At 67.1% G+C, this 20,069-nt stretch carries 19 protein-coding genes (1 of these 19 running past the window's edge); 9 read left to right on the forward strand and 10 right to left on the reverse strand.

All coding sequences use genetic code 11. The annotated features are described in order from the left end of the window. Positions 1-176 precede the first annotated feature (176 nt). Together speA and DT603_RS13070 are read left to right on the forward strand one after the other, a co-directional pair. Positions 177-2,066: an arginine decarboxylase gene (gene speA / locus DT603_RS13065; RefSeq protein WP_162350417.1), complete on the forward strand. Its 1,890-nt coding sequence runs from the start codon at positions 177-179 to the stop codon at positions 2,064-2,066. Positions 2,067-2,321: 255 nt separating this feature from the next. Then, positions 2,322-3,446, forward strand: a complete 1,125-nt coding sequence (locus DT603_RS13070; RefSeq protein ID WP_162350419.1) for an acyltransferase family protein — start codon at positions 2,322-2,324, stop codon at positions 3,444-3,446. Between the two features lie 7 nt (positions 3,447-3,453). Here the strand turns inward: DT603_RS13070 and DT603_RS13075 are convergent, their stop codons facing one another. The 6 genes from DT603_RS13075 to radC form a co-directional block, all read right to left on the reverse strand. Next, complete coding sequence (locus tag DT603_RS13075) at positions 3,454-4,206, reverse strand: SDR family NAD(P)-dependent oxidoreductase (RefSeq protein ID WP_162350421.1); 753 nt, start codon at positions 4,204-4,206, stop codon at positions 3,454-3,456. Between the two features lie 46 nt (positions 4,207-4,252). Further along, positions 4,253-4,840 carry a methyltransferase family protein gene (locus DT603_RS13080; protein ID WP_162350423.1) on the reverse strand — a complete coding sequence of 196 codons (588 nt, stop codon included), beginning with the start codon at positions 4,838-4,840 and terminating at the stop codon, positions 4,253-4,255. A gap of 19 nt (positions 4,841-4,859) precedes the next feature. After that, positions 4,860-5,273: a hypothetical protein gene (locus DT603_RS13085; protein ID WP_162350425.1), complete on the reverse strand. Its 414-nt coding sequence runs from the start codon at positions 5,271-5,273 to the stop codon at positions 4,860-4,862. Continuing rightward, a complete protein-coding gene (locus DT603_RS13090; RefSeq protein WP_162350427.1) occupies positions 5,270-6,064 on the reverse strand; it encodes an SPOR domain-containing protein in 795 nt (264 codons plus the stop codon). Before DT603_RS13090 ends, DT603_RS13085 begins: the two co-directional genes overlap by 4 nt. A 28-nt stretch (positions 6,065-6,092) precedes the next feature. Beyond that, positions 6,093-7,781: an arginine--tRNA ligase gene (gene argS, locus DT603_RS13095; protein WP_162350428.1), complete on the reverse strand. Its 1,689-nt coding sequence runs from the start codon at positions 7,779-7,781 to the stop codon at positions 6,093-6,095. Positions 7,782-7,854: 73 nt separating this feature from the next. After that, complete coding sequence (gene radC / locus DT603_RS13100; RefSeq protein WP_162350430.1) at positions 7,855-8,529, reverse strand: RadC family protein; 675 nt, start codon at positions 8,527-8,529, stop codon at positions 7,855-7,857. Positions 8,530-8,625: 96 nt separating this feature from the next. Here radC and coaBC point away from each other — a divergent pair, with 96 nt between their 5' ends. The 3 genes from coaBC to DT603_RS13115 are packed head-to-tail and all read left to right on the forward strand — an operon-like array spanning position 8,626 to position 12,689. Further along, on the forward strand, positions 8,626-9,855 hold the full coding sequence (coaBC, locus tag DT603_RS13105; protein ID WP_162350432.1) for a bifunctional phosphopantothenoylcysteine decarboxylase/phosphopantothenate--cysteine ligase CoaBC: 1,230 nt from the start codon (positions 8,626-8,628) through the stop codon (positions 9,853-9,855). After that, positions 9,852-10,334, forward strand: coding sequence for a dUTP diphosphatase (dut, locus tag DT603_RS13110; protein ID WP_162350434.1), 483 nt, complete (start codon positions 9,852-9,854; stop codon positions 10,332-10,334). Before coaBC ends, dut begins: the two co-directional genes overlap by 4 nt. Positions 10,335-10,349: 15 nt before the next feature. Then, positions 10,350-12,689 carry a phosphomannomutase/phosphoglucomutase gene (locus tag DT603_RS13115; RefSeq protein WP_246191830.1) on the forward strand — a complete coding sequence of 780 codons (2,340 nt, stop codon included), beginning with the start codon at positions 10,350-10,352 and terminating at the stop codon, positions 12,687-12,689. A 56-nt stretch (positions 12,690-12,745) separates the two neighbouring features. Here DT603_RS13115 and DT603_RS13120 read toward each other — a convergent pair whose 3' ends face one another. Both DT603_RS13120 and pyrE read right to left on the reverse strand, forming a co-directional pair. Next, positions 12,746-13,417, reverse strand: a complete 672-nt coding sequence (locus tag DT603_RS13120) for a hypothetical protein (RefSeq protein ID WP_211368443.1) — start codon at positions 13,415-13,417, stop codon at positions 12,746-12,748. A gap of 44 nt (positions 13,418-13,461) precedes the next feature. Next, positions 13,462-14,121 (reverse strand): orotate phosphoribosyltransferase, encoded by a 660-nt coding sequence (gene pyrE / locus DT603_RS13125; protein ID WP_162350436.1) that lies wholly within the window; start codon positions 14,119-14,121, stop codon positions 13,462-13,464. A gap of 111 nt (positions 14,122-14,232) precedes the next feature. Between pyrE and DT603_RS13130 the strand changes: the two genes are divergently transcribed. The 3 genes from DT603_RS13130 to DT603_RS13140 are packed head-to-tail and all read left to right on the forward strand — an operon-like array spanning position 14,233 to position 16,810. After that, the gene (locus tag DT603_RS13130) at positions 14,233-15,006 is read left to right on the forward strand and encodes an exodeoxyribonuclease III (protein WP_162350438.1); all 774 of its coding nucleotides are present in this window, start codon (positions 14,233-14,235) and stop codon (positions 15,004-15,006) included. Further along, the gene (locus DT603_RS13135) at positions 15,003-16,586 is read left to right on the forward strand and encodes an AmpG family muropeptide MFS transporter (RefSeq protein ID WP_162350439.1); all 1,584 of its coding nucleotides are present in this window, start codon (positions 15,003-15,005) and stop codon (positions 16,584-16,586) included. Before DT603_RS13130 ends, DT603_RS13135 begins: the two co-directional genes overlap by 4 nt. Further along, on the forward strand, positions 16,583-16,810 hold the full coding sequence (locus DT603_RS13140; RefSeq protein WP_162350440.1) for a hypothetical protein: 228 nt from the start codon (positions 16,583-16,585) through the stop codon (positions 16,808-16,810). Before DT603_RS13135 ends, DT603_RS13140 begins: the two co-directional genes overlap by 4 nt. Positions 16,811-16,829: 19 nt before the next feature. Here the strand turns inward: DT603_RS13140 and DT603_RS13145 are convergent, their stop codons facing one another. Together DT603_RS13145 and DT603_RS13150 are read right to left on the reverse strand one after the other, a co-directional pair. Continuing rightward, entirely contained in the window at positions 16,830-17,939 is a 1,110-nt protein-coding gene (locus tag DT603_RS13145; protein ID WP_162350441.1) for an anhydro-N-acetylmuramic acid kinase, read from the reverse strand. Positions 17,940-18,035: 96 nt separating this feature from the next. Further along, entirely contained in the window at positions 18,036-19,484 is a 1,449-nt protein-coding gene (locus DT603_RS13150) for a M23 family metallopeptidase (RefSeq protein WP_162350442.1), read from the reverse strand. Positions 19,485-19,670: 186 nt separating this feature from the next. On the opposite strand from DT603_RS13150, the gene tyrS reads away from it, so the two are divergent. Beyond that, positions 19,671-20,069 carry the 5' end (the start) of a tyrosine--tRNA ligase gene (gene tyrS / locus DT603_RS13155; protein WP_162350443.1) on the forward strand. Its footprint extends 810 nt past the window's final position, so 399 of the gene's 1,209 nt are visible here — the first part of the coding sequence; its start codon is at positions 19,671-19,673; the stop codon falls past the right edge of the window.

The raw sequence follows: 20,069 nt of genomic DNA on the forward strand, positions 1-20,069 counted from the left end.
GGCAAGGGTGGGCGGCAATGCAGGTGCGGCAGTTCGCCATTGCTGGCGCGTTGCGACGCGTTCCTTCCCGTCGCGCCCGCCATTGCCTTGCGGCGCGGCCGCGAATTGTAACGAACCCATGTGATGCAGGACGTTAGAATGCGCGTCCCTCGATATTTCCCAGCCGGATTGCGCCCATGACCACCTGGTCCCTCGACCAAGCCCGCAAGACCTATTCCATCCCGCATTGGGCGGAAGGGTATTTCGACGTGGATGCGGCCGGACACGTGGTGGTCAGTCCGCAGGGTCCGGCAGGCCCTTCGATCTCGCTTCCGGAGGTGGTCGACAGCGCGCGTGCCAATGGCGCGCGCATGCCGCTGCTGGTGCGCTTCCCGGACATCCTCGGCGACCGCCTGGGCAAGCTGCAGTCGGCCTTCGGCCAGGCCATGCAGGAATGGGAATATGCCGGCGGCTACACGGCGGTGTATCCGATCAAGGTCAACCAGCATCGCGGCGTGGCCGGCACGCTGGCTTCGCACAGCGGCGAGGGCTTCGGCCTGGAAGCCGGCAGCAAGCCGGAACTGATGGCGGTGCTGGCTCTGTCGCGGCCCGGCGGGCTGATCGTGTGCAACGGCTACAAGGACCGCGAATACATCCGCCTGGCCCTGATCGGCCGCAAGCTGGGCCTGCAGACCTTCATCGTCATCGAGAAACCGTCCGAGCTGGCGCTGGTGATCGAGGAAGCCAAAGCGCTGGACGTGAAGCCCGGCCTGGGCGTGCGCATGCGCCTGGCCTCGCTGGGTGCCGGCAAGTGGCAGAACAGCGGCGGCGACAAGGCCAAGTTCGGGCTTTCCCCGCGCCAGGTGCTGGACCTGTGGAAACAGCTGCGCGACAACGGCCTGCAGGATTGCCTGGGCCTGCTGCATTTCCACATGGGTTCGCAGATTTCCAACGTGCGCGACATCGCCAACGGCATGCGCGAGGCCACGCGCTATTTCGTCGAACTGTCCAAGCTGGGCGCGAACATCAGCCATGTCGATGTCGGCGGCGGCCTGGGCATCGACTACGAAGGCACCCGTTCGCGCAGCTACTGCTCGATCAACTACGGCCTGAACCAGTACGCGAGCAACATCGTGCAGCCGCTGGCCGAGGCCTGCGAGGAACACAAGCTGACCCCGCCGCGCATCGTCACCGAATGCGGCCGCGCGATGACCGCCCACCACGCGGTGCTGATCGCCAATGTGTCCGAAGTGGAGCAGGCGCCGGAAGGACGGGTGCCGCCCTCGCATGCGGACGAGCCCGCGGTGATCCGGCACCTGCGCGAGATCCACGACGAACTGGATTCACGCCCGGCGGTGGAACTTTTCCACGATGCCCAGCACCACCACAGCGAGGGTCTGTCGCTGTACGCGCTGGGCCAGATCGACCTGACCCACCGCGCGCGCATCGACGACCTGTTCTATGCCATCGCCCACGCGGTACGCGCGCGCCTGAGCAGCGACGAGCGCAACCACCGCGACCTGCTGGACGAATTGAACGAGCGCCTGGTCGACAAGTATTTCGTCAATTTCAGCGTGTTCGAATCGATTCCCGACGTGTGGGCCATCGACCAGGTGTTCCCGATCCTGCCGATCGAGCGCCTGGACGAGGCGCCACTGCGCCGCGGCGTCATCTGCGACATGACCTGCGATTCGGACGGCATGGTCAAGACCTACGTGGAGAACGAAGGGCTGGATTCCTCGCTGCCGCTGCATTCGCTGAACCACGGCGAGAGTTACCGCCTGGGCTTCTTCCTGGTCGGCGCCTACCAGGAGATCCTCGGCGATATCCACAACCTGTTCGGCGACACCGACACGGTGGAAGTGAAGCGCGATGGCGACGGCTTCAGCATCAGCCAGCAGCGCAGTGGCGATACCACCGACGTGATGCTGGATTACGTGGGCTATGCGCTGGCCGATCTGCGGGCGGCCTATGCCGAGCGGGTGGCGAAGGCGGGGTTGCCGGCGGAAGAATCCAAGGCGCTTGCCGATGCGCTGGAAGCGGGGTTGACCGGGTATACCTACTTGTCCGACGAGCCGCTGAGCTGAAATTGCGGCCCCCTCCCTTGCGAAGCAGGGGAGCTCGAAGCCGCTTCAAGCGGCTGAGGGGGAGGGGTTGCTGTTGATCTTGCCCTTGCTGTTCTTCCCATAACTCGTGCAGAGCACCCCCTCCCAACCCCGGATCAAGTCCGGGGCAGGCTCTCCCCCTACCCGCTGTGCGGGCAAGGGGAGGGGCCAGAGCCTGGCTGCCTGCGCATACGAACTAGCCTCGTCTCTACTTTTCCTGCAAAAAATCCCACCCACGTGAAATACCCCGCCCTGGACCTCCTGCGTGCCATCGCCATCGTCTGGGTGATGCTGTTCCATTCCTTCCTCGTCGGCGGCCTGGGCGAGGACTACGGCTGGCTGTCGCGTTACGGATGGATGGGCGTGGACCTGTTCTTCGTGCTCAGCGGCTTCCTGATCGGCACCCAGGTGCTGGCGGCGCTCGTGCGGGACGGGCGCTTGTCGTTCCGGGATTTCTACCTCAAGCGCGCGTTCCGCATCCTGCCCGCGTTCTGGGTGGTGCTGGCGCTGTACCTGGCGTTCCCGGTGTTGCGCGAAGCGCCGGGGCTGGAGCCGTGGTGGAAGTTCGCCACGTTCACTTTGAACCTGTCGATCGACTACGCCAGCAACGCCGCGTTCTCGCACGCCTGGTCGCTGTGCGTCGAAGAACATTTCTACCTGGTGTTCCCGGTGCTGGCCTGGGCGATGCTGCGAAAACCGTCGCCAGCGAAATTCATGAGCCTGTGCCTGTTGCTGGTGCTGGCCGGAATCGCACTGCGCAGTGCGGTCTGGCTGCACGACACCGCCCTGGCGGAAAACGGCGGCATGCAGCGCAACTGGTTTGTCGAGGACCTCTACTACCCGACGTGGGCGCGCCTGGACGGCCTGCTGGCCGGCGTAGTGCTGGCCACGGTGAAGGTATTCCGGCCGCAGCTCTGGGAGCGCGTGCAGGCGCGGGCCAACGCGGCGCTGTTGCTCGGCCTGCTAGTGGTGGCTGCGGCGATGTGGCTGTTCAAGGAACGCACCGGCTTGATTGGCAATGCGATCGGCTGGCCGGTGCTGTCGCTGGGGCTGGCCTTGCTGGTGTTCGCCGGTGCCGGCCACCGCAGCGTGATCGCGCGTGGGCGCGTGCCGGGAGCGACTTGGCTGGCCACAATTTCCTACAGTCTGTACCTGGTGCACAAGGCCGCGTTCCATGTGGTCCAGGCGCAATGGGGCGATGTATTGGAGGGAGTGGGGCTACTGGCGTTCTGCGCCTATGCTGCGGCGGCTGTCGTGGCCGGCGCGGCATTGCATTACGCTGTGGAGCGGCCGTTCCTGCGCCTGCGCCCACGCATGCCGGTGTCGAGGCGCGCAGCGGAAGCACAGGCGTCCGCCAGCTGACCCGCGCTCAGGCCTTCCGGTCCACCTGGAACGGCGAGAACGATTGCGTCACCGGCATGATCTCCAGCCGGTTGATGTTGAGGTGCGGCGGCAGCGTGGCGATGTAGAACAACTGCTCGGCGATATCCTCGGCGGTCATCGGCGCGGCCCCGCCGTACATGCGGTCCGAGGCGGTCTGGTCGCCATGGGTGCGCACCAGGGTGAATTCGGTTTCGGCCATGCCCGGCTCGATGCTGGTCACGCGCACGCCGGTGCCGTGCAGGTCCGAGCGCAGGCCCAGCGAAAACTGCTTCACGAAGGCCTTGGTGCCGCCATAGGTGTTGCCACCCGGGTACGGGTAGCTGGCCGCCACCGAACTCATGTTGATGATCACGCCCTTGCGTTCGATCAGCGTGGGCAGCAGGCGATGGGTCAGGGTGACCAGCGCGGTGATGTTGGTGTCGATCATGGTGCGCCAGTCCGCCAGGCTGGCGGTCTGCGCAGGCGCAGTGCCCAGGGCCAGTCCGGCGTTGTTGATCAGCACGTCGATGTCGGCGAAGCGTCCGGGCAGGGCGGACAACGCCGCTTCAAGCGCGGTCTCGTCGCGGATGTCGAAGGCGGCCGCATGCACGGTGTCGGCGCCATATTCCTCGACCAGCGGCTGCAGCCGTTCGACCCGGCGTCCGGTGGCGACGATGCGCCAGCCGGCGTTGGCGAAGCGCCTGACCGCGGCGGCGCCGAAGCCGGAGGTGGCGCCAGTGATGAGTACGGTCTTGGTCATGGAGTGTGTGGATCGAGGGGAAGGTGTTTGGCAGGCGCCGGCTTCATCACCAGACGAAGGGAATCAGCCGCTTGGTCTGGCGCGCGTAGTCGGGGTACTGGTCGGGGAAGGCTTCGGCCAGCACCCGCTCTTCCACGCGCATGCGCCAGATGAAAGCCACCGTGACCGGCGCCATCAGCACCACCAGCGACCACAGGTTGCCCAGCGCCAGCCCGAAACCCAGGAAGGTCATCAGCGAGCCGGTGTACGAAGGATGGCGCAGCCAGCGATAGGGCCCGCGCCGGATCAGTTCGTGGCCTTCCTGGATGTTGACGTCGATGGTGAAGAAGCGGGCCAGCACGCGGATAGACCAGAAACGCAGCGCCAGGCCACCTGCCATCAGCGCCAGTCCGGCCCAGAACATCGGCAGGCGGATGGCCGCATTGCCAATGTGGCCGCGCGACTGCAGTGACAGCCAGATGGCAACGCCGATGCAGGCATACACGGTGATCAGCAGCAGACGCAGGGTGCCGGCGTCGCGGCTGCGCGAACGGTCGGCCGAACGTCGCTTCCAGGCCAGCCACAGCTCGCTGCAGGCCCAGGCCACGGTGAGCGTGGCGAACAGTGTTCCGTGGGGCGAGCCGAATCCGGTCATCAGCAGTCGCCCCCGGCGATCAGGCCGTGCGCGCCGCGCGCTGCATGCGCAGCCACGCACCCACGGCCGCGCCTGCGCAGGCGGCCAGCATCGACAGCGCGATCTGCAGGCCGTTGTAGGAAAGGATGTGCGCGAGCGCGTTGGGCTGTGCAGGGTTGGCCATCTGCAGCAGCACCAGCACGATGCCCAGCCACAGCAAAACCATCAGCCCCAATGCCACCGCGATGAAGTGCTTGCCGGCAATGCCGCCGCCCACGCACATCGCAATGGCGGTAACCAGCAGGCTGAGTGGATTGGTGCGACTGTTGTCCGCAGCCGACAACAGTCCGCCGGCTCCGGCGGCCAGGCTGCCCAGGAAACCGAGCAGCCACATCACCGCGATCGCCGCCGCCGAGGCGACCAGCAGGCGGCCGACGGGCGACAACGGCTTCATTGGGCCTTGATCGCCATGGCCGGCAAGCCGCCACTGGAAAGCTTCTGCTTGGCTTCGGCCAGCTCGCTCGCGGTGCCGTACGGACCCATGCGCACGCGATACACGGTCTTGCCGCCGATCTGCGCCGACTCTACCCGTGCCGACAACCCCAGCAGGGCGATCTTGGCCTTGGTCGATTCGGCATCGCCGGAAGCGCCGAACGCGCCGGCCTGCAGGATGTAACGCGCATCACTGCCGGTGCTGGCGACGACCGCCGCCGGCTTGCTGGCCGCGACCGTTGCCGCCGGCGCGGTGGCCGTGGTCGCGACCGTCGCTGCACTGGTGGGTTTGGCCGTCGTTTCCGCAATCGGCACCGGCTCACCGGCGGCAGGGGTCGCGGCCGCTGCGGCCGCCGCCTTCTGCGCGCGCGCTTCGCGGGCCTGCTCCTCGCGCGCACTGGCGGCGAGTTCGGCGTCGGACATCTGCACTTCCTTGCCGGGCAGCAGGGTGTAGAAGTCGTACTGGGTTTCCTTGGCCGCCGCTTCCTCGGCCTTGGCGTCGGGCTGGGAAGTGGCGGTGGAGGTCTCGGGCGCAGCTTCGTCGAAATTACCGTCCGCATCGGCCACCTGTGCCGGCCGCGCATCCGGATTGGGCTGTGGACGGAAGAAGCCGTCGCCGTCCTTCTTGATCAGGCCGGGCACGATGAAGAACGCGGCCGCGCCCAGCACCAGTCCTGCGATCAGCCATACCCAGCCGGGCGTGCCGTTGCCCGTATTGCGTCGTGCCTGGGTCTTGTTGCGTCGTGCCGCCATCCCGCTGATCTCCGATTACTGCTTGCAACTACATTTTTTCAGGGGCGCTGACGCCCAGCAATTCCAGTCCGTTGGCCAGCACCTGGCGCGCTGCGCAGGCCAGGGCCAGGCGCGCATCGCGCGTATCGGGGTCTTCCACCAATACCGGCGTGGCGTGGTACCAAGTGTGGAAAGCATAGGCCAGTTCACGCAGGTATTGCGCGATGAGGTGTGGTTCCAGCAACTGCCCGGCGTTCTCCACCACTTCCGGAAAACGCGACAGCTCGACCATCAGCATCAGCGAGGTCTCGTCACCCAGCGCGGCCAGGTGCGCCAGGCCGTTGCCCTGGTCGTAGGCATAGCCCTTCTCCCCCGCCTGGCGCAGCAGGCTGCAGACGCGTGCGTGGGCGTACTGGACGTAGAACACCGGGTTGTCGTTGCTCTGCTGGCGGGCCAGGTCGATATCGAAGGTCAGCTGCGAATCGGGCTTGCGCGCGATCAGGAACCAGCGCGTGGCATCGCGGCCGGCTTCCTCGATCAGGTCGCGCAGGGTGAAGTAACTGCCGGCGCGCTTGGACAGCTTCACTTCCTCGCCGCCGCGCATCACCGTGACCATCTGGTGCAGCACATACTCGGGCCAGCCCTTGGGAATGCCCACGTCGAGTGCCTGCAGGCCTGCCCTGACCCTGGCCAGGGAGCCGTGATGGTCGGCGCCCAGCTCGGTGATGGCGCGGCCGTAGCCGCGTTGCCATTTGGACAGGTGGTAGGCCACGTCGGGCAGGAAATAGGTGAAGGTGCCGTCGGACTTGCGCATGACGCGGTCCTTGTCATCACCGAAATCGGTGGTGCGCAGCCACAGTGCGCCGCCTTCCTCGTAGGTATGGCCGGTCGCGTTGAGTCGCTCGACCGTTTCGGCGACCTTGCCGTCCTCGTACAGCGAGCTTTCCAGGAAATAGGTGTCGAAGGAGACATCGAACGCGGCCAGGTCCCCGTTCTGCTCGCGGCGCAGCGCAGCTACCGCGAAACGGCGGATCGCATCGCGGTTGTCGGCATCGCCGGCGCCGGTGACGGCGTGTCCGTCGGACTCGACGGTCTCGCCTTTCAGGTAGGCGTCGGCGACATCCTGGATGTAGTCACCGCGATAACCGGCCTCGGGCCAGCCGGCGTCGTCGGGCTTGAGGCCCCTGGCGCGCGCCTGCACCGACAGGGCGAGGTTTTCGATCTGCACTCCGGCATCGTTGTAATAGAACTCGCGGCGGATGTTCCAGCCATTGGCCTGCAGCACGCGGGCGATGCAATCGCCGATCGCCGCCGCGCGGCCATGGCCGACGTGCAGCGGGCCGGTGGGATTGGCCGAAACATATTCCACGCCGGCCATCTTTCCCTCGCCGGACGTGTTGAGTCCGTAGGCCTGGCCCTGCTGCAGCGCGGCCGCCACTTCGCGTTGGTAGGCCGCCGGGCTCATGTGGAAATTGATGAAACCGGGTCCGGCGATCTGGACTTTGGCGATGTCGTCGCTGGGCGGCAGCGCCGCCAGCAGCGCCTGGGCCAGGGCGCGCGGATTGCTGCGGGCCGCCTTCGAAAGCAGCATCGCCGCATTGCTGGCGAAGTCGCCGTGCTCGCGGGTCTTGGGGCGTTCGACCACGAAATCCGGGGTGGCGGTGTCGGCCGGCAAGGTGCCGGCGCTGCGCAGGGCGTCGATGCCCTGGGTGATCAGGGCGCGGAGTTGGGATTTCACGGGGTTCTGCTGCGGGGCGGGTCGGCGATTTTAACCGAGTGGGCCGATCAGGGTGGGCCTGTGGCTGCCGTGTTCAGACCCATCCCCTTGAGGCCAGCGACACCGGCGGCCCGTCGCCCACCACGAAATGGTCCAGCAGGCGCACCTCCACCAGCGCCAGGGCCTGCTTGAGGCGGGCGGTAACCGCGCGGTCGGCGGCCGAGGGTTCGGCATCACCGGAGGGATGGTTGTGGCCGACGATGACCGCCGCGGCATTCAGCGCCAAAGCCCGCCGCACCACTTCGCGCGGATGGACCTCGGCGCCGTCGACCGTGCCCTGGAACATTTCCTCGAAGCCCAGCGCGCGGTGGCGGGTGTCCAGGAACAGGGCCGCGAACACTTCGTGGCCGCGGGACCGCAGGCGCTGGGCGAAATAGCGGCCTGCCGCGGCCGGGTCGGTCAGCACCTCGCCACGCTCCAGGGCAGCGGCCAGGTGGCGGTGGCCCAGTTCCAGTGCGGCGGCCAGACGGCACGCCCGCGCGGGCCCCAGGCCGGGCAGCCGGGCCAGGCGTGCGGCGTCGTTCTCCAGCAGCGCGCGCAGCGGCCCGTGCTGGGCCAGCAGTTCGCGCGAGGTCTGCACCGCGTCACGGCCGCGCAGCCCCGAGCCCAGGAAGATCGCCAGCAACTCGGCATCGGACAGCGCGCTGGCGCCGTGGGCCAGCAGTTTTTCGCGGGGACGTTCGTTGCTGGGCCAATCGCGTATGTGCATAGGACCAGCTTGCCTTGTCTTATTCCCGTTGGGCATCAGCCGCTGCATAAGCATCGGGTAAGCTGAGTGCCTGTACTGGGATAGGAATTGCCCGACGTGGCAAAAGAATCAGCAAGCCACCTGAAAGGCCAGCACGTGCTGCTGTGCGTCGGCGGCGGCATAGCCGCCTACAAGTCGCTGGAACTGGTGCGGCGCCTGCGCGACGCCGGCGCCGAGGTGCAGGTGGCAATGACCGCCGGGGCCCAGCAGTTCGTCACCCCGCTCAGCTTCCAGGCCCTGTCGGGCCATCCGGCCCGGACCACGTTGTGGGACAGCGCCGCCGAAGCCTCGATGGGGCATATCGAGCTGGCGCGCTGGGCCGACCGCATCGTGATCGCACCGGCGACGGCCGACCTGCTGGCCAAGCTGGCGCATGGCTTCGCCGACGACCTGGTGAGCACCTTGTGCCTGGCGACTACCGCGCCGATCACCGTGGCCCCGGCCATGAACCACCGCATGTGGCTGCATCCGGCCACCCAGGCCAACCTGGCTACGTTGCGCGCGCGCAACGTGCAGGTAATCGGCCCCGAGGACGGCCCGCTGGCCGAAGGCGAATCGGGCCCCGGACGGCTGAGCGAGCCGGAGGCGATCGTGGCCTCGCTCGCCCCGGTCGCAGAGGCGCTGCCGACCACGACACCCGGGGCGCTGCATGGACTGAAGGTAGTCGTCAGCGCGGGTCCCACCTATGAAGACCTGGATCCGGTGCGCTACCTGGGCAACCGCAGCAGCGGCAAGATGGGCTTCGCGGTCGCCGACAGTGCGCGCCGGCGCGGTGCCGAAGTGGTGCTGGTGTCCGGGCCGGTGCACCTGCCGACACCGGCGGGCGTGACCCGCGTGGATGTGCGCTCGGCCGCGCAGATGCGCGAGGCGGTGTTTGCCGCCTTCCCGGCCGACATCTATATAGGCGCCGCCGCGGTGGCCGATTACACGCCGCGTGCGCCGGCCACCAACAAGATCAAGAAGTCGAACGAGTCGCTGGCGCTGGACCTGGTGCGCACGCCCGACATCCTGTCCGAAGTCGCCGCGCAGACGCAGGGCCTGAAGCTGGTGGTCGGCTTTGCCGCCGAAACCGAGAACGTCGCCGGCTACGCGCGCGGCAAGCTGGTGGCCAAACACCTGGACCTGATCGTGGCCAATCGCGTCGGCGTGGCCGATGGCGGCTTCGAAAGCGACCAGAACGCCATGACCGCCTACTGGCAGGAGGGCGAACGCGTCTTCACCCCGGGTGCCAAGACCCGCCTGGCAGACGAATTGATCGACCTGATCGTGGAGCGCCTGGACGCATGAGCAACGCCACCCGACCTGCGGCCGTCCAGTCCATCGAAGTGAAGTTGCTGGACCCGCGCTTCGGCGATGACTGGCCGTTGCCGGCCTACGCCACCGAAGCCAGCGCGGGCATGGACCTGCGCGCCGCCATCGAGGCGCCGCTGCTGCTGGGGCCGGGCGATACCGCGCTGCTACCCAGTGGAATCTCCATCCATCTTGCCGATCCGCACCTGTGCGCAGTGGTGCTGCCACGTTCGGGCCTGGGTCATCGCCATGGCATCGTGCTGGGCAACGGCACCGGCCTGATCGACGCCGATTACCAGGGGCCCTTGCTGATCAGCGTGTGGAACCGCAGTCCCGAGCCTTTCACCATCCAGCCGGGCGATCGCATTGCCCAGCTGGTTGTGCTGCCGATCACGCGGGTAAGCTTGCAGGTAGTGGATACTTTTGCGGACAGCGCGCGTGGCGAAGGGGGCTTCGGCCACACAGGCGTCCGCTGAACAGGGCGATCAATCATGGCTGACAAAAAACCCGGCAAGGCACAGCTGCCGGCGACGGACCTGCGACGCGTGCTGCCGATGCTGGCGATCCTGTTTGCCTTGCTGGCGGCATGGCTGGGCTGGGGCGGGGTGCAGCAATGGCGCGATGCTGGCCTCTCCGACGAAGTCGGCCGTGCGCGCGATAACGCGCTGGCGGCGGCGGAACAAACCCTCTCCGCGCAGAACACGCAGCTGGCCGGGCGCCTGGCCTCTGCGCCGGCACAGGCCGCGCTGCGCGCCGGCGACGATGCCGCACTGGCGCGCGCGATCGGCCAGGGCTGGAAGGATGCCAGCGCGCCGCTGGTGTTGACCGCGGACCTGGACGCCTCGTATGGCGCCCCGGCCGAATTCGGATTCAGCAAGCTGGCACTGCTGGAAGCCGCCCTCAGCCAGGGCCAGCCGGTGGCCCGGGTGGTGCGCGAAGGCAAGGAAAGCCGGCTGGGGCTGGCGGCCCCCGCGGGTACCGGCAAGGTCGTCTACCTGCATCTGCCCGTGAGCCTGCTGACGTCCAGTTTCGATCAGGCCAGCGTTCCAGGACGCGGCTATGTGGGTCTGCGCCAGGGCGCCTACACGGTTCGCGAACTGGGCGATGCCAGCCTGGCCAGTGGCGCCGAATCATTGGCCAGGCCGGTAGGCAAGACCGGCCTGCGCGTGGTCGCAGCCACTCCCGATGGCATCGAAGCGCCCCTGGGGCTTGGTGCGATTCCCGCGCTGGTGGCCTCGGTGCTGCTGGCGCTGCTGGCCCTTGCGGCCCTGCTGGTTGCCAAGGGCAAGCTCAACCTGCGGCGTCCCGGGCGCGTCTTTGCAGTCGAAGACAGCGAACCGACCCTGGGCCAGACCCTGCAGCTGGAGCCGCTGCCGGTCGCCGGCGCACGCAACACGGCAGATGCCGACGCCGATGCCGATTCGGGCGTCGTGCCCGCCTCGGGCCGGCACATCGAAGTGGACCCGGGCATTTTCCGCGCCTACGACATCCGCGGCGTGGTCGGCTCCACCCTCAGCGTCGAGGTGGCCGAACGCATCGGCCAGGCAATTGGCTCGGTGATGGAAGACCAGGGCCTGGTCGACATCGTGGTCGGGCGTGACGGCCGGCTTTCGGGCCCGGAACTGTCTGCCGGTGTGATCGAGGGCCTGCGCAAGGCCGGTCGCAACGTCATCGACATCGGGCTGGCGCCTACCCCGGTGGCCTACTTCGCCGCCTATCACCTGCGCACCGGCAGCAGCGTGGCCGTCACCGGCAGCCACAATCCGCCGGACTACAACGGCTTCAAGGTCGTCATTGGCGGGCAGACCCTGTCCGGCCAGGCCATCACCGACCTGTACACGCGCATCAACGAAGGCCGGCTGCATCAGACCGCTACCCCGGGCACGCTGCAGGAACGCGATGTCTCGGCCGATTACGTGCAACGCATTGCCGATGACGTGCAGCTGGACCGCCCGCTCAAGGTGGTGGTGGATGCCGGCAACGGCGTGGCCGGTAGCATCGTGCCGCAATTGCTGGAGGCCATCGGCGCCGATGTCATCCCGCTCTATTGCGAAGTCGACGGCACCTTCCCCAACCACCATCCCGATCCCAGCGAGGCGCACAACCTCGAGGACCTGATCCAGACGGTCAAGCGTTTCGATGCCGACCTGGGCCTGGCCTTCGATGGCGATGCCGACCGCCTGGGCGTAGTGACTAAGGAAGGCGCGATCATCTTCCCCGATCGCCTGCTGATGCTGTTTGCCGCCGACGTGCTGGAGCGCAACCCGGGCGCACTGGTGATCTACGACGTGAAGTGCACCGGCAAGCTGCAGGGCTGGATCCTGCGCCATGGCGGTACCCCGCTGATGTGGCAGACCGGCCACTCGCTGATCAAGGCCAAGATGCGCGAGACCGGCGCCGAGCTGGCCGGCGAGATGAGCGGCCACTTCTTCTTCCAGGAGCGCTGGTACGGCTTCGATGACGGCATGTATGCGGCCGCGCGCCTGCTGGAAATCCTGGCCGCGCGGGCCGAGACCCCCAGCGAAGTCCTCAATGCACTGCCCAATGCCCTGTCCACCCCGGAGATCAAGGTGCCGGTGGAAGCCGGCAACGCGCATGACCTGGCGGCCCGGTTCGTGGCCGACGCACGCTTCGAAGGCGCACGCCTGACCACCATCGATGGCCTGCGCGCGGACTGGGAAGACGGCTGGGGCCTGCTGCGTGCCTCCAACACCACCCCGATCCTGGTGCTGCGTTTCGAAGCCGACAACCAGCAGGCGCTGGAGCGCATCAAGGACGAGTTCCGCAAGCACCTGGCGCAGGTCGCACCGCAGATCACCGCGACGTTCTAGGCCCGCCACGCACGTACGCCTACCAGTGAAAAGCCGGGCAATGCCGGGCTTTTCGATCAGCGGGTAGTGGTATCGGCCAGCCCGGTGGCGGCGGGCGCCACAGGCACGGCGCCCTCGGCAGGCTGCAGCCCTTTAAGTTCCCGATAGCGCCGCATGATGTCGGCGATTTCAACGTCCAGTTCTGCGCGTTGCCGTTCGAATCCCGATTGCAGTTGCTGCTGGCGCAGCAGTTCGCGGTGCCGGCCCTTGATGCCATTGGCCATGTCCGGGCTGACCGGCTTGCCGTCCAGTTCGCGGTCGCCCGCGGTCTGCAGCAGGCTGACCAGTCCTTCGCGCAGGCTGGCCACGTTGTAGCGGGCGGTGCGAATGCTGTTTTCCACGATGCTGATGCGCTCGCCGAACACGCGCCGAAGCTGGTCCTCGGTCTGGTAGGACGAGAGCATGGCCTGGTCGGTGCGCTTGCGGGTCTCCAGCGCGGCCTGGTCGACCTGGCGCTGCACTTCGTCGGAGGCGGCCAGCGCGCGCTCGTCCTCGCTCAACGCGCGTTGCACCTGGCCGGTGCGCAATCCGCTGCGCGCACTGATCTCGTCGCGCGCGAGGTTTTCCGCACCCGAGGGCAGCGCATCGCTGCAGACCCGCTGGCCGTTCTGGTTCCAGCAATAGAGTTTCTTGGCGGGGGCGGCCGTCTGCGCATGGGCGGCAGGCGCCAGCGCCATGCACAAGGCCATCAGGACCACCTGGTTTCTTGAAATCGTCACGGGCTCCCCTGCCTTCAGTCCGACGGACCGCTGCCGTAGCTTGCGCGGTAGGCAAGCAGGCGGTCGCGGTGGGACACAAGTTCAGCGCTTTCGCCGGCGAAAGCAAGCAGGTCGTGCAGGTTGGCCACGGCGATCACCGGGGCGCCGGTCTCCGCCGCCACCGATTGGGCGGCCGACAGGCGCGATCCCTCACCCAGGACTTCCTGCCGGTCCAGCGCCACCACGATGCCGGCAACACGCCCGCCCGCGGCCTTGATCAGGCCGACCGCCTCGCGGATGGCGGTGCCGGCGGTAATCACGTCATCGACGATCAACACGTTGCGGTCTTCCAGCGGCGCACCGATCAGCATGCCGCCTTCGCCATGGGCCTTGGCTTCCTTGCGGTTGAAGGCGACCGGCAGGTCGCGCCCGCGACGGGCGAATTCGCAGGCCAGTGCGGTGGCCAACGGAATGCCCTTGTAGGCCGGGCCGAACAGCAGGTCGAACGCAATGCCCGCCGCTTCCACCGCATCGACATAGCACGCGGCCAGGTCGGCCAGCCGCGCACCACTGTCGAAGCGGCCGGCATTGAAGAAGTAGGGACTCAGGCGCCCGGATTTCAGGGTGAATTCGCCGAAGCGCAGGGCCTGTGAATGCAACGCGAGTTGCAGGAAACGGCTTCTGTGGTCGCTCATGGGCGGCTCCTGCGGTAGGGAAAGGCAAGCCTAGCCCATCGCCGCCGCAGCCGGCCACCGGGAGAGCCTACTTCGGGCACAATCCAGCTTTCCCCCGTTGCCATCGTGTCCATGAGAATAATCAGCTTCAATGCCAACGGCCTGCGCTCGGCCTCCAGCAAGGGTTTCTTCGACTGGTTCAATACGCAGGACGCCGACGTGCTGTGCGTGCAGGAGACCAAGGCGCAGGAACACCAGCTGGCCGGACCCGAATTCCTGCCGCCCGGGTACAAGGCCTGGTTCCGCGATGCCAGCACCAAGAAGGGCTACAGCGGCGTGGCGATCTACGCCAAGCGCGAGCCCGACGAAATCCGCACTGCGCTGGGCTGGCCGGAATTCGATGAGGAAGGCCGCTACCTGGAAGCGCGCTTCGGCAATCTCAGCGTGGTGTCGTTCTACATCCCTTCCGGGTCTTCGGGTGAGCTGCGCCAGGGTTACAAGTTCCAGGTCATGGAATGGCTGGCGCCGATCCTGCAGGAATGGCGCGACAGCGGCCGTGACTACGTGCTGTGCGGTGACTGGAACATCGTGCGTTCGCGCCTGGACATCAGGAACTGGACCTCCAACCAGAAGAACTCCGGCTGCCTGCCCGCCGAGCGCGACTGGTTCAACCAGATGTGCGTGGAAGGCGACGGCTGGGTCGACGCCTATCGCGCGCTGCACCCCGAAGGCCAGGACTACACCTGGTGGAGCAATCGCGGCGCCGCGCGCGCCAACAACGTGGGATGGCGCATCGACTACCAGATCGTCACGCCCTCGCTGCGCGAGCGGCTGCAGGCGTGCTCGATCCATACGGAGACGCGCTTCTCCGACCACGCTCCGTTCATCGTGGACTACGCGATTTGAGCTCCGCCGCCGCCAAGCCGGCGCGCCCGGGCTGGCGCGAGGTGCTGCGCAGCCTGCGCCAGCGCAAGGTGATGGTGATGCTGCTGCTGGGACTGTCGGCCGGGCTGCCCTTCATGCTGGTCGGCAACACCATGGGCCTGTGGCTGCGCGAGGGCGGCATCGAACTGACCGCGATCGGCTTCCTGTCGTGGGTCGGGATCATGTATTCGATGAAGTTCCTGTGGGCACCGATCATCGACAAGACCGATGTGCCGGTCCTGGGTCGTCTGCTCGGCCATCGGCGCGGCTGGATGATCCTGGCCCAGCTGGTGGTGGCGGCCGGCCTGCTGGGCATGGCGGTACTGACCCCGCAGGGCGGCTTGATGGCCTTTGCCGCGCTGGCCCTGGTGGCCGCGTTCGCTTCGGCGACCCAGGACATCGTGATCGACGCCTGGCGCATCGAGAGCGCCGACAACGGCGAGGAACTGTCCCTGCTCAGTTCGGCCTACCAGCTCGGCTACCGCGGCGCGCTGCTGCTGACCGACGCCTGGATCCTGGTGCTGGCGGCGAAGATCGGCTGGACGGCCTCGTATGAACTGATTGCCGGCCTGATGGGCCTGGGCATGATCGCGGTTATGTTCGCGCGTGAATCGCGCAGTGCACCGGCGGCGACGCTGGTGGACATCGACCCGGCCCGGGAAAAACTGGGCGTCTCCGATGCGATGGTGCTGCGCTGGCTGGCTGCGCTGGTGTTCGGGGTCGCGACGGTTGTCTATCTGGTGGTGGCCCACAACGTCTGGTTGAAGCCGTGGGGCTGGGATGATGCCGCCTTCGCCGTGGGGCTGCCGCTGGTGATCTGGCTGCTGATCCGCAAGCCCGGCAATGGTGGCCAGCCGGTGCGCGAGGCGACCTGGTCGCGGCCGCTGGTGCGGCCGCTGCTGCGCTTCTTCGACGGGGCGATCGGCCCGCTGCTGATGTTCTTCCGTGACCACGGCACTGCCGCCCTGTTGATACTGCTGGCCATCAGCCTGTACCGGCTGCCTGATTTCGTGATGGGCCCCATGGCCAATCCCTTCTATACCGACCTGGGCATCGACAAGGCCACGGTAGGCGCGGTCCGCGGGTCCTTTGGCTGGGTCGCCACCACGGTGGGCGTGGTGTTTGCGGGTGTGTTCGCGTTGCGCTTCGGACTGGTGGCCACGCTGATGCTCGGCGCGATCCTGGGACCGGGCTCCAACCTCGCGTTCGCCTACCTGGCCCACCACGGCGGCGATCCGACCGTATTCGCCACGGTCATGGTCATCGACAACTTCTGCACCGGCTTCGCCGGCGTGGCCCTGGTGGGCTACATGTCCAGCCTGACCAGCCTGGGCTACACGGCCACCCAGTACGCGCTGCTCAGCTCGTTCTATGCGATGCCGGGCAAATTCCTGAAGGGGCTCTCCGGGGCCGCGGTGGATGGGCTGGCCAAGACCCACTCCCTGCTGGACGCCTATTCGATCTTCTTCGTCGGCACGGCGCTGCTGGGCATCCCGGCCCTGCTGTTGTGCTTCCGCCTGGCCATGCGCCACCATGCGCCAAAGCAGGGAGGGCCCGCATGACCGACATCGTGATGAAGGACATCGACCCGGTGCTGGCCGACCGCATCCGCCGCGTCGCCGAAGCGCGCGGCTGGAACATGCATGACACGCTCTTCCACCTGCTGGAACAGGGCCTGTTCACCACCGAGTCCGAAGTGCGCGGCGGTTTCAACGACCGCGAGGTGGACGTGCTGTCTGCCGCCATCACCGCGATGAAGGACGTGCCGCAGGGCCACGGATTCTGAGGCCCCGGCCGCAGGCCAATCAGGCCGGGTAGACGGCCCCCAGCACGCGCGGGCCCCTGGCACCGGTGACGCTGGGCAGGTTGCCCGGCCGGCCCGCCAGGGTTTCCCGCGCCAGCCACGCAAAACCCATGGCTTCCACATAGTCGGGATCCAGCCCGTGCAGGGCAGTGGATTCGACCGCGATGCCCGGCAGGTGGGCCGCAATTCGCGCCATCAACGCGGTGTTGTGCACGCCGCCGCCGCATCCCAGCACCCGCGTGGTCGCGGGTTGGGTGGCACGCAGGGCGTCGGCGACGGTGACCGCGCTCAGTTCCAGCAGGGTGGCCTGCACGTCCGCCGTCGACACGTCGGCCTGTTGCAGTTGTGACTCCAGCCAGGGCAGGTGGAACTGCTCGCGACCGGTGCTCTTGGGCGGCGGCAGCTGGAACCAGGGATCGCCGAGCAGACGCGCCAGCAGGCCGGCATCGACCGTGCCGCTGGCCGCCAGCACTCCGCCTGCATCGTAGGCCCGGCCCGTGTGGCGTTCGCACCAGGCATCCATCAGCGCATTGGCCGGCCCGGTGTCGAAGCCGCGCACCGCGCCCGAACGTGGCAGCAGGGTGAAGTTGGCGATCCCGCCCAGGTTCAGCACCGCGCGGTCCTCGCTTTCCGAGCGCAGCATCGCGGCGTGGAAGGCCGGCATCAACGGCGCGCCATGGCCGCCGGCGGCGACATCGCGGCGGCGGAAGTCGGCCACCGTGGTAATGCCACTGCGCTCGGCGATGAGGTTGCCGTCGCCCATCTGCCAGGTGAAAGGCGCACTGGATTCGGGGCGGTGGCGCACGGTCTGGCCATGCGAGCCGATGGCGCGGACCTGTTCATGCGGCACGCCGGCGTCGGCTATCGCGTGGAGGGCGGCATCGGCGAAGGCGCGGGCCAGGGTGGTGTCGAGTTCGCCCAGTTCGTCCAGTGAATTCGCTTCTCCGCCCTGGCCCAGCGCGATCAGGCGCGCGCGCAGCGTGTCATCCCAGGCATAGGTGCGGCCAAAGAGGAGTTCGCAATGCGGTTCGAAACGTACCAGCGCGGCGTCGATGCCATCGGCGCTGGTGCCGGAAATCAGGCCCAGGTACAGCCTTGCGTCATGGGGCATGGGTAAGCGCCCCTTGGGCGCGCAGTCGTGGTCGTGCGCTCAAGCATCGCGCCCGGCGGGCGCGGCGACAAGGAAGGAATTCAGGGAATTGCGGGTTCAGCGCTTTTTGGGAGTCGTCAGCGCGGCAGTCAGCGTCTTGGCAGAGGGCGCCGGAGCCGGCTCGATGTCCGCGTAGATGATGTTTTCCACCGTGCGGATGCGTGCCAGCGCATTGGCGGTGTAGGTGCGATAGGACGCCAGTTGCGCGCCCGCCAGTGGCTCCGGCGGCGGCATGGTGATGGACAGCGGGTTGCGATGGACGCCATTGACGCGGAATTCGTAGTGCAGGTGCGGGCCGGTGGACATGCCGGTGGAACCCACGTAGCCGATCACCGTGCCCTGCGGTACCGACTGGCCCTTGCGCAGCTTGGCGGTGCGCGACATGTGCCCGTACAGCGTGGTGTAGCCGCGACCGTGGTTGAGGACCACCGTGTTGCCATAGCCGCGCTGCCAGCCGATGAACTCCACCCTGGAATCACCGGCCGCCATGATCGGCGTGCCGCTGGAGGCCGCGTAGTCCACACCCTTGTGCATGCGCATCGCGCCAAGCACCGGATGCTTGCGCGCGCCGAAGCGGGAGCTGAGGCGCGCGTAGGGGATCGGCATGCGGATGAAGGTCTTCTTCAGCGGCCGGCCCTGGGCGGTGAAGTATTCGGGCTTGTTGCCGGTGCGTGCGTAACGGAAGCCCGAATGCAGTTTCCCGTCGACGGTGAAGGTGGCCGCCAGCACCGGGCTGGTGCTGACCAGCTCGCCTTCGCGCCAGGTCTGGTCCACCACGACGCTGAAGCGATCGTCCGAATCCAGGTCCGAATCGAAGTCGATGTCGTACTTGAAGATTTCGTCAGTCAGCGAGTTGATGTTGGCCGAGGTCAGCCCGGCCTTGCGCGCGGAGCGGTTCAGCGAGCGCCCGACCTTGCCGCTGAGCACCACGGTGCGGGTGGTGCTTTCGCGCGCCACCAATTTCTGCTTGACGGTGTCGCCGGCCAGCGACAGTTCGACCCGGTGGTCGGCGTCGCGGTCGTAGCGCAAGGTACGCAGCTCGCCAGTGACCGGCAGGTCGAACGCCAGCTCGGTACCCGGCTTGAGCCTGGTCAGGCTGGCCTTGGCGTCGCCATCTTTCAGAATGCGCTGCAACGTTTCCTTGGAAATGCCCAGGTCCTTGAACAGGGAAGCCAGGGTCTGGCCGGGCTTCACCTTCACTATCTGCCAGCTGTCGCCAGCCAGTCCCTGTGAGCGCTCCGCCGACAGCTGGGGGAGCGCCAGCGGCAGCACCGCCAGCGGTTCGACCACCGGCTCGGTCTGAACGACCGTCGAGAAACCCGGCACGATTGTGGCCAGCATTATTCCGATGGTGGTGAACAGGCTGGCGTGGATCCACTGCCTGCGGGTCCAGTGCCTTGCCGAAAGATGCGTCCTCACTTGATGATGCAGGGCGGAGTCGCGAAGGATTTCAAGGCGTTCCTTGAAACGCTGCCTGCGGCCGGGGCCGTCACCGTGTGTGTGCATCTATTGTCATCCCCGGGCCCAAGACGGCGAGCCCAATCCGGGTACCATAATCACGCGAATAGTCCGCGTCAAACCATTGACATGATTGGTTTTTTTGACTGGCGTCACGCTTAACTTTGCTTTAACTTCAGATTCACCTTTGTCAGCAGGTCCGTCCTGCCTGTTCATATAAACCGGAAACCGACCTTGCCACATACCGAAGCGCTAGCACTGATAAGCCGCGGCACCGATGAGATCCTCAAGCGTGAAGAGCTGGAAGCCCGCTTGAAACTGGGCCGGCCCTTGCGGGTCAAGGCCGGCTTCGACCCGACCGCCCCTGATTTGCATATCGGCCACACCGTTTTGCTCAACAAGATGCGCCAGTTCCAGGACCTCGGGCACCAGGTGATCTTCCTGATCGGTGACTTCACCGGCATGATCGGCGACCCCACCGGCAAGAACGTCACCCGCAAGCCCCTGACCCGCGAGGATGTGGAAGCCAATGCCCGCACCTATGCCGACCAGGTGTTCAAGGTGCTGGACAGGGAAAAAACCGAGTTGCGCTTCAACTCCGAGTGGTTCGGGCAGATGTCGGCCGCCGACCTG

Origin of the sequence: Pseudoxanthomonas gei, from assembly GCF_010119615.1 — a bacterium.
GTDB classification, from domain to species: Bacteria; Pseudomonadota; Gammaproteobacteria; order Xanthomonadales; family Xanthomonadaceae; genus Pseudoxanthomonas_A; species Pseudoxanthomonas_A gei.

Coding starts and splice junctions, on each gene's coding strand:
- DT603_RS13120 (WP_211368443.1), bottom strand. CDS start 13,417: ATGGCCTTGTGCATGGCGCTGGCGCCTGCCGCCCATGCGCAGACGGCC.
- DT603_RS13145 (WP_162350441.1), bottom strand. CDS start 17,939: ATGCCCCATGACGCAAGGCTGTACCTGGGCCTGATTTCCGGCACCAGC.
- DT603_RS13075 (WP_162350421.1), bottom strand. CDS start 4,206: ATGACCAAGACCGTACTCATCACTGGCGCCACCTCCGGCTTCGGCGCC.
- DT603_RS13115 (WP_246191830.1), top strand. CDS start 10,350: ATGGCTGACAAAAAACCCGGCAAGGCACAGCTGCCGGCGACGGACCTG.
- pyrE (WP_162350436.1), bottom strand. CDS start 14,121: ATGAGCGACCACAGAAGCCGTTTCCTGCAACTCGCGTTGCATTCACAG.
- dut (WP_162350434.1), top strand. CDS start 9,852: ATGAGCAACGCCACCCGACCTGCGGCCGTCCAGTCCATCGAAGTGAAG.
- DT603_RS13140 (WP_162350440.1), top strand. CDS start 16,583: ATGACCGACATCGTGATGAAGGACATCGACCCGGTGCTGGCCGACCGC.
- DT603_RS13130 (WP_162350438.1), top strand. CDS start 14,233: ATGAGAATAATCAGCTTCAATGCCAACGGCCTGCGCTCGGCCTCCAGC.
- speA (WP_162350417.1), top strand. CDS start 177: ATGACCACCTGGTCCCTCGACCAAGCCCGCAAGACCTATTCCATCCCG.
- DT603_RS13085 (WP_162350425.1), bottom strand. CDS start 5,273: ATGAAGCCGTTGTCGCCCGTCGGCCGCCTGCTGGTCGCCTCGGCGGCG.
- radC (WP_162350430.1), bottom strand. CDS start 8,529: ATGCACATACGCGATTGGCCCAGCAACGAACGTCCCCGCGAAAAACTG.
- DT603_RS13150 (WP_162350442.1), bottom strand. CDS start 19,484: ATGCACACACACGGTGACGGCCCCGGCCGCAGGCAGCGTTTCAAGGAA.
- DT603_RS13080 (WP_162350423.1), bottom strand. CDS start 4,840: ATGACCGGATTCGGCTCGCCCCACGGAACACTGTTCGCCACGCTCACC.
- DT603_RS13090 (WP_162350427.1), bottom strand. CDS start 6,064: ATGGCGGCACGACGCAACAAGACCCAGGCACGACGCAATACGGGCAAC.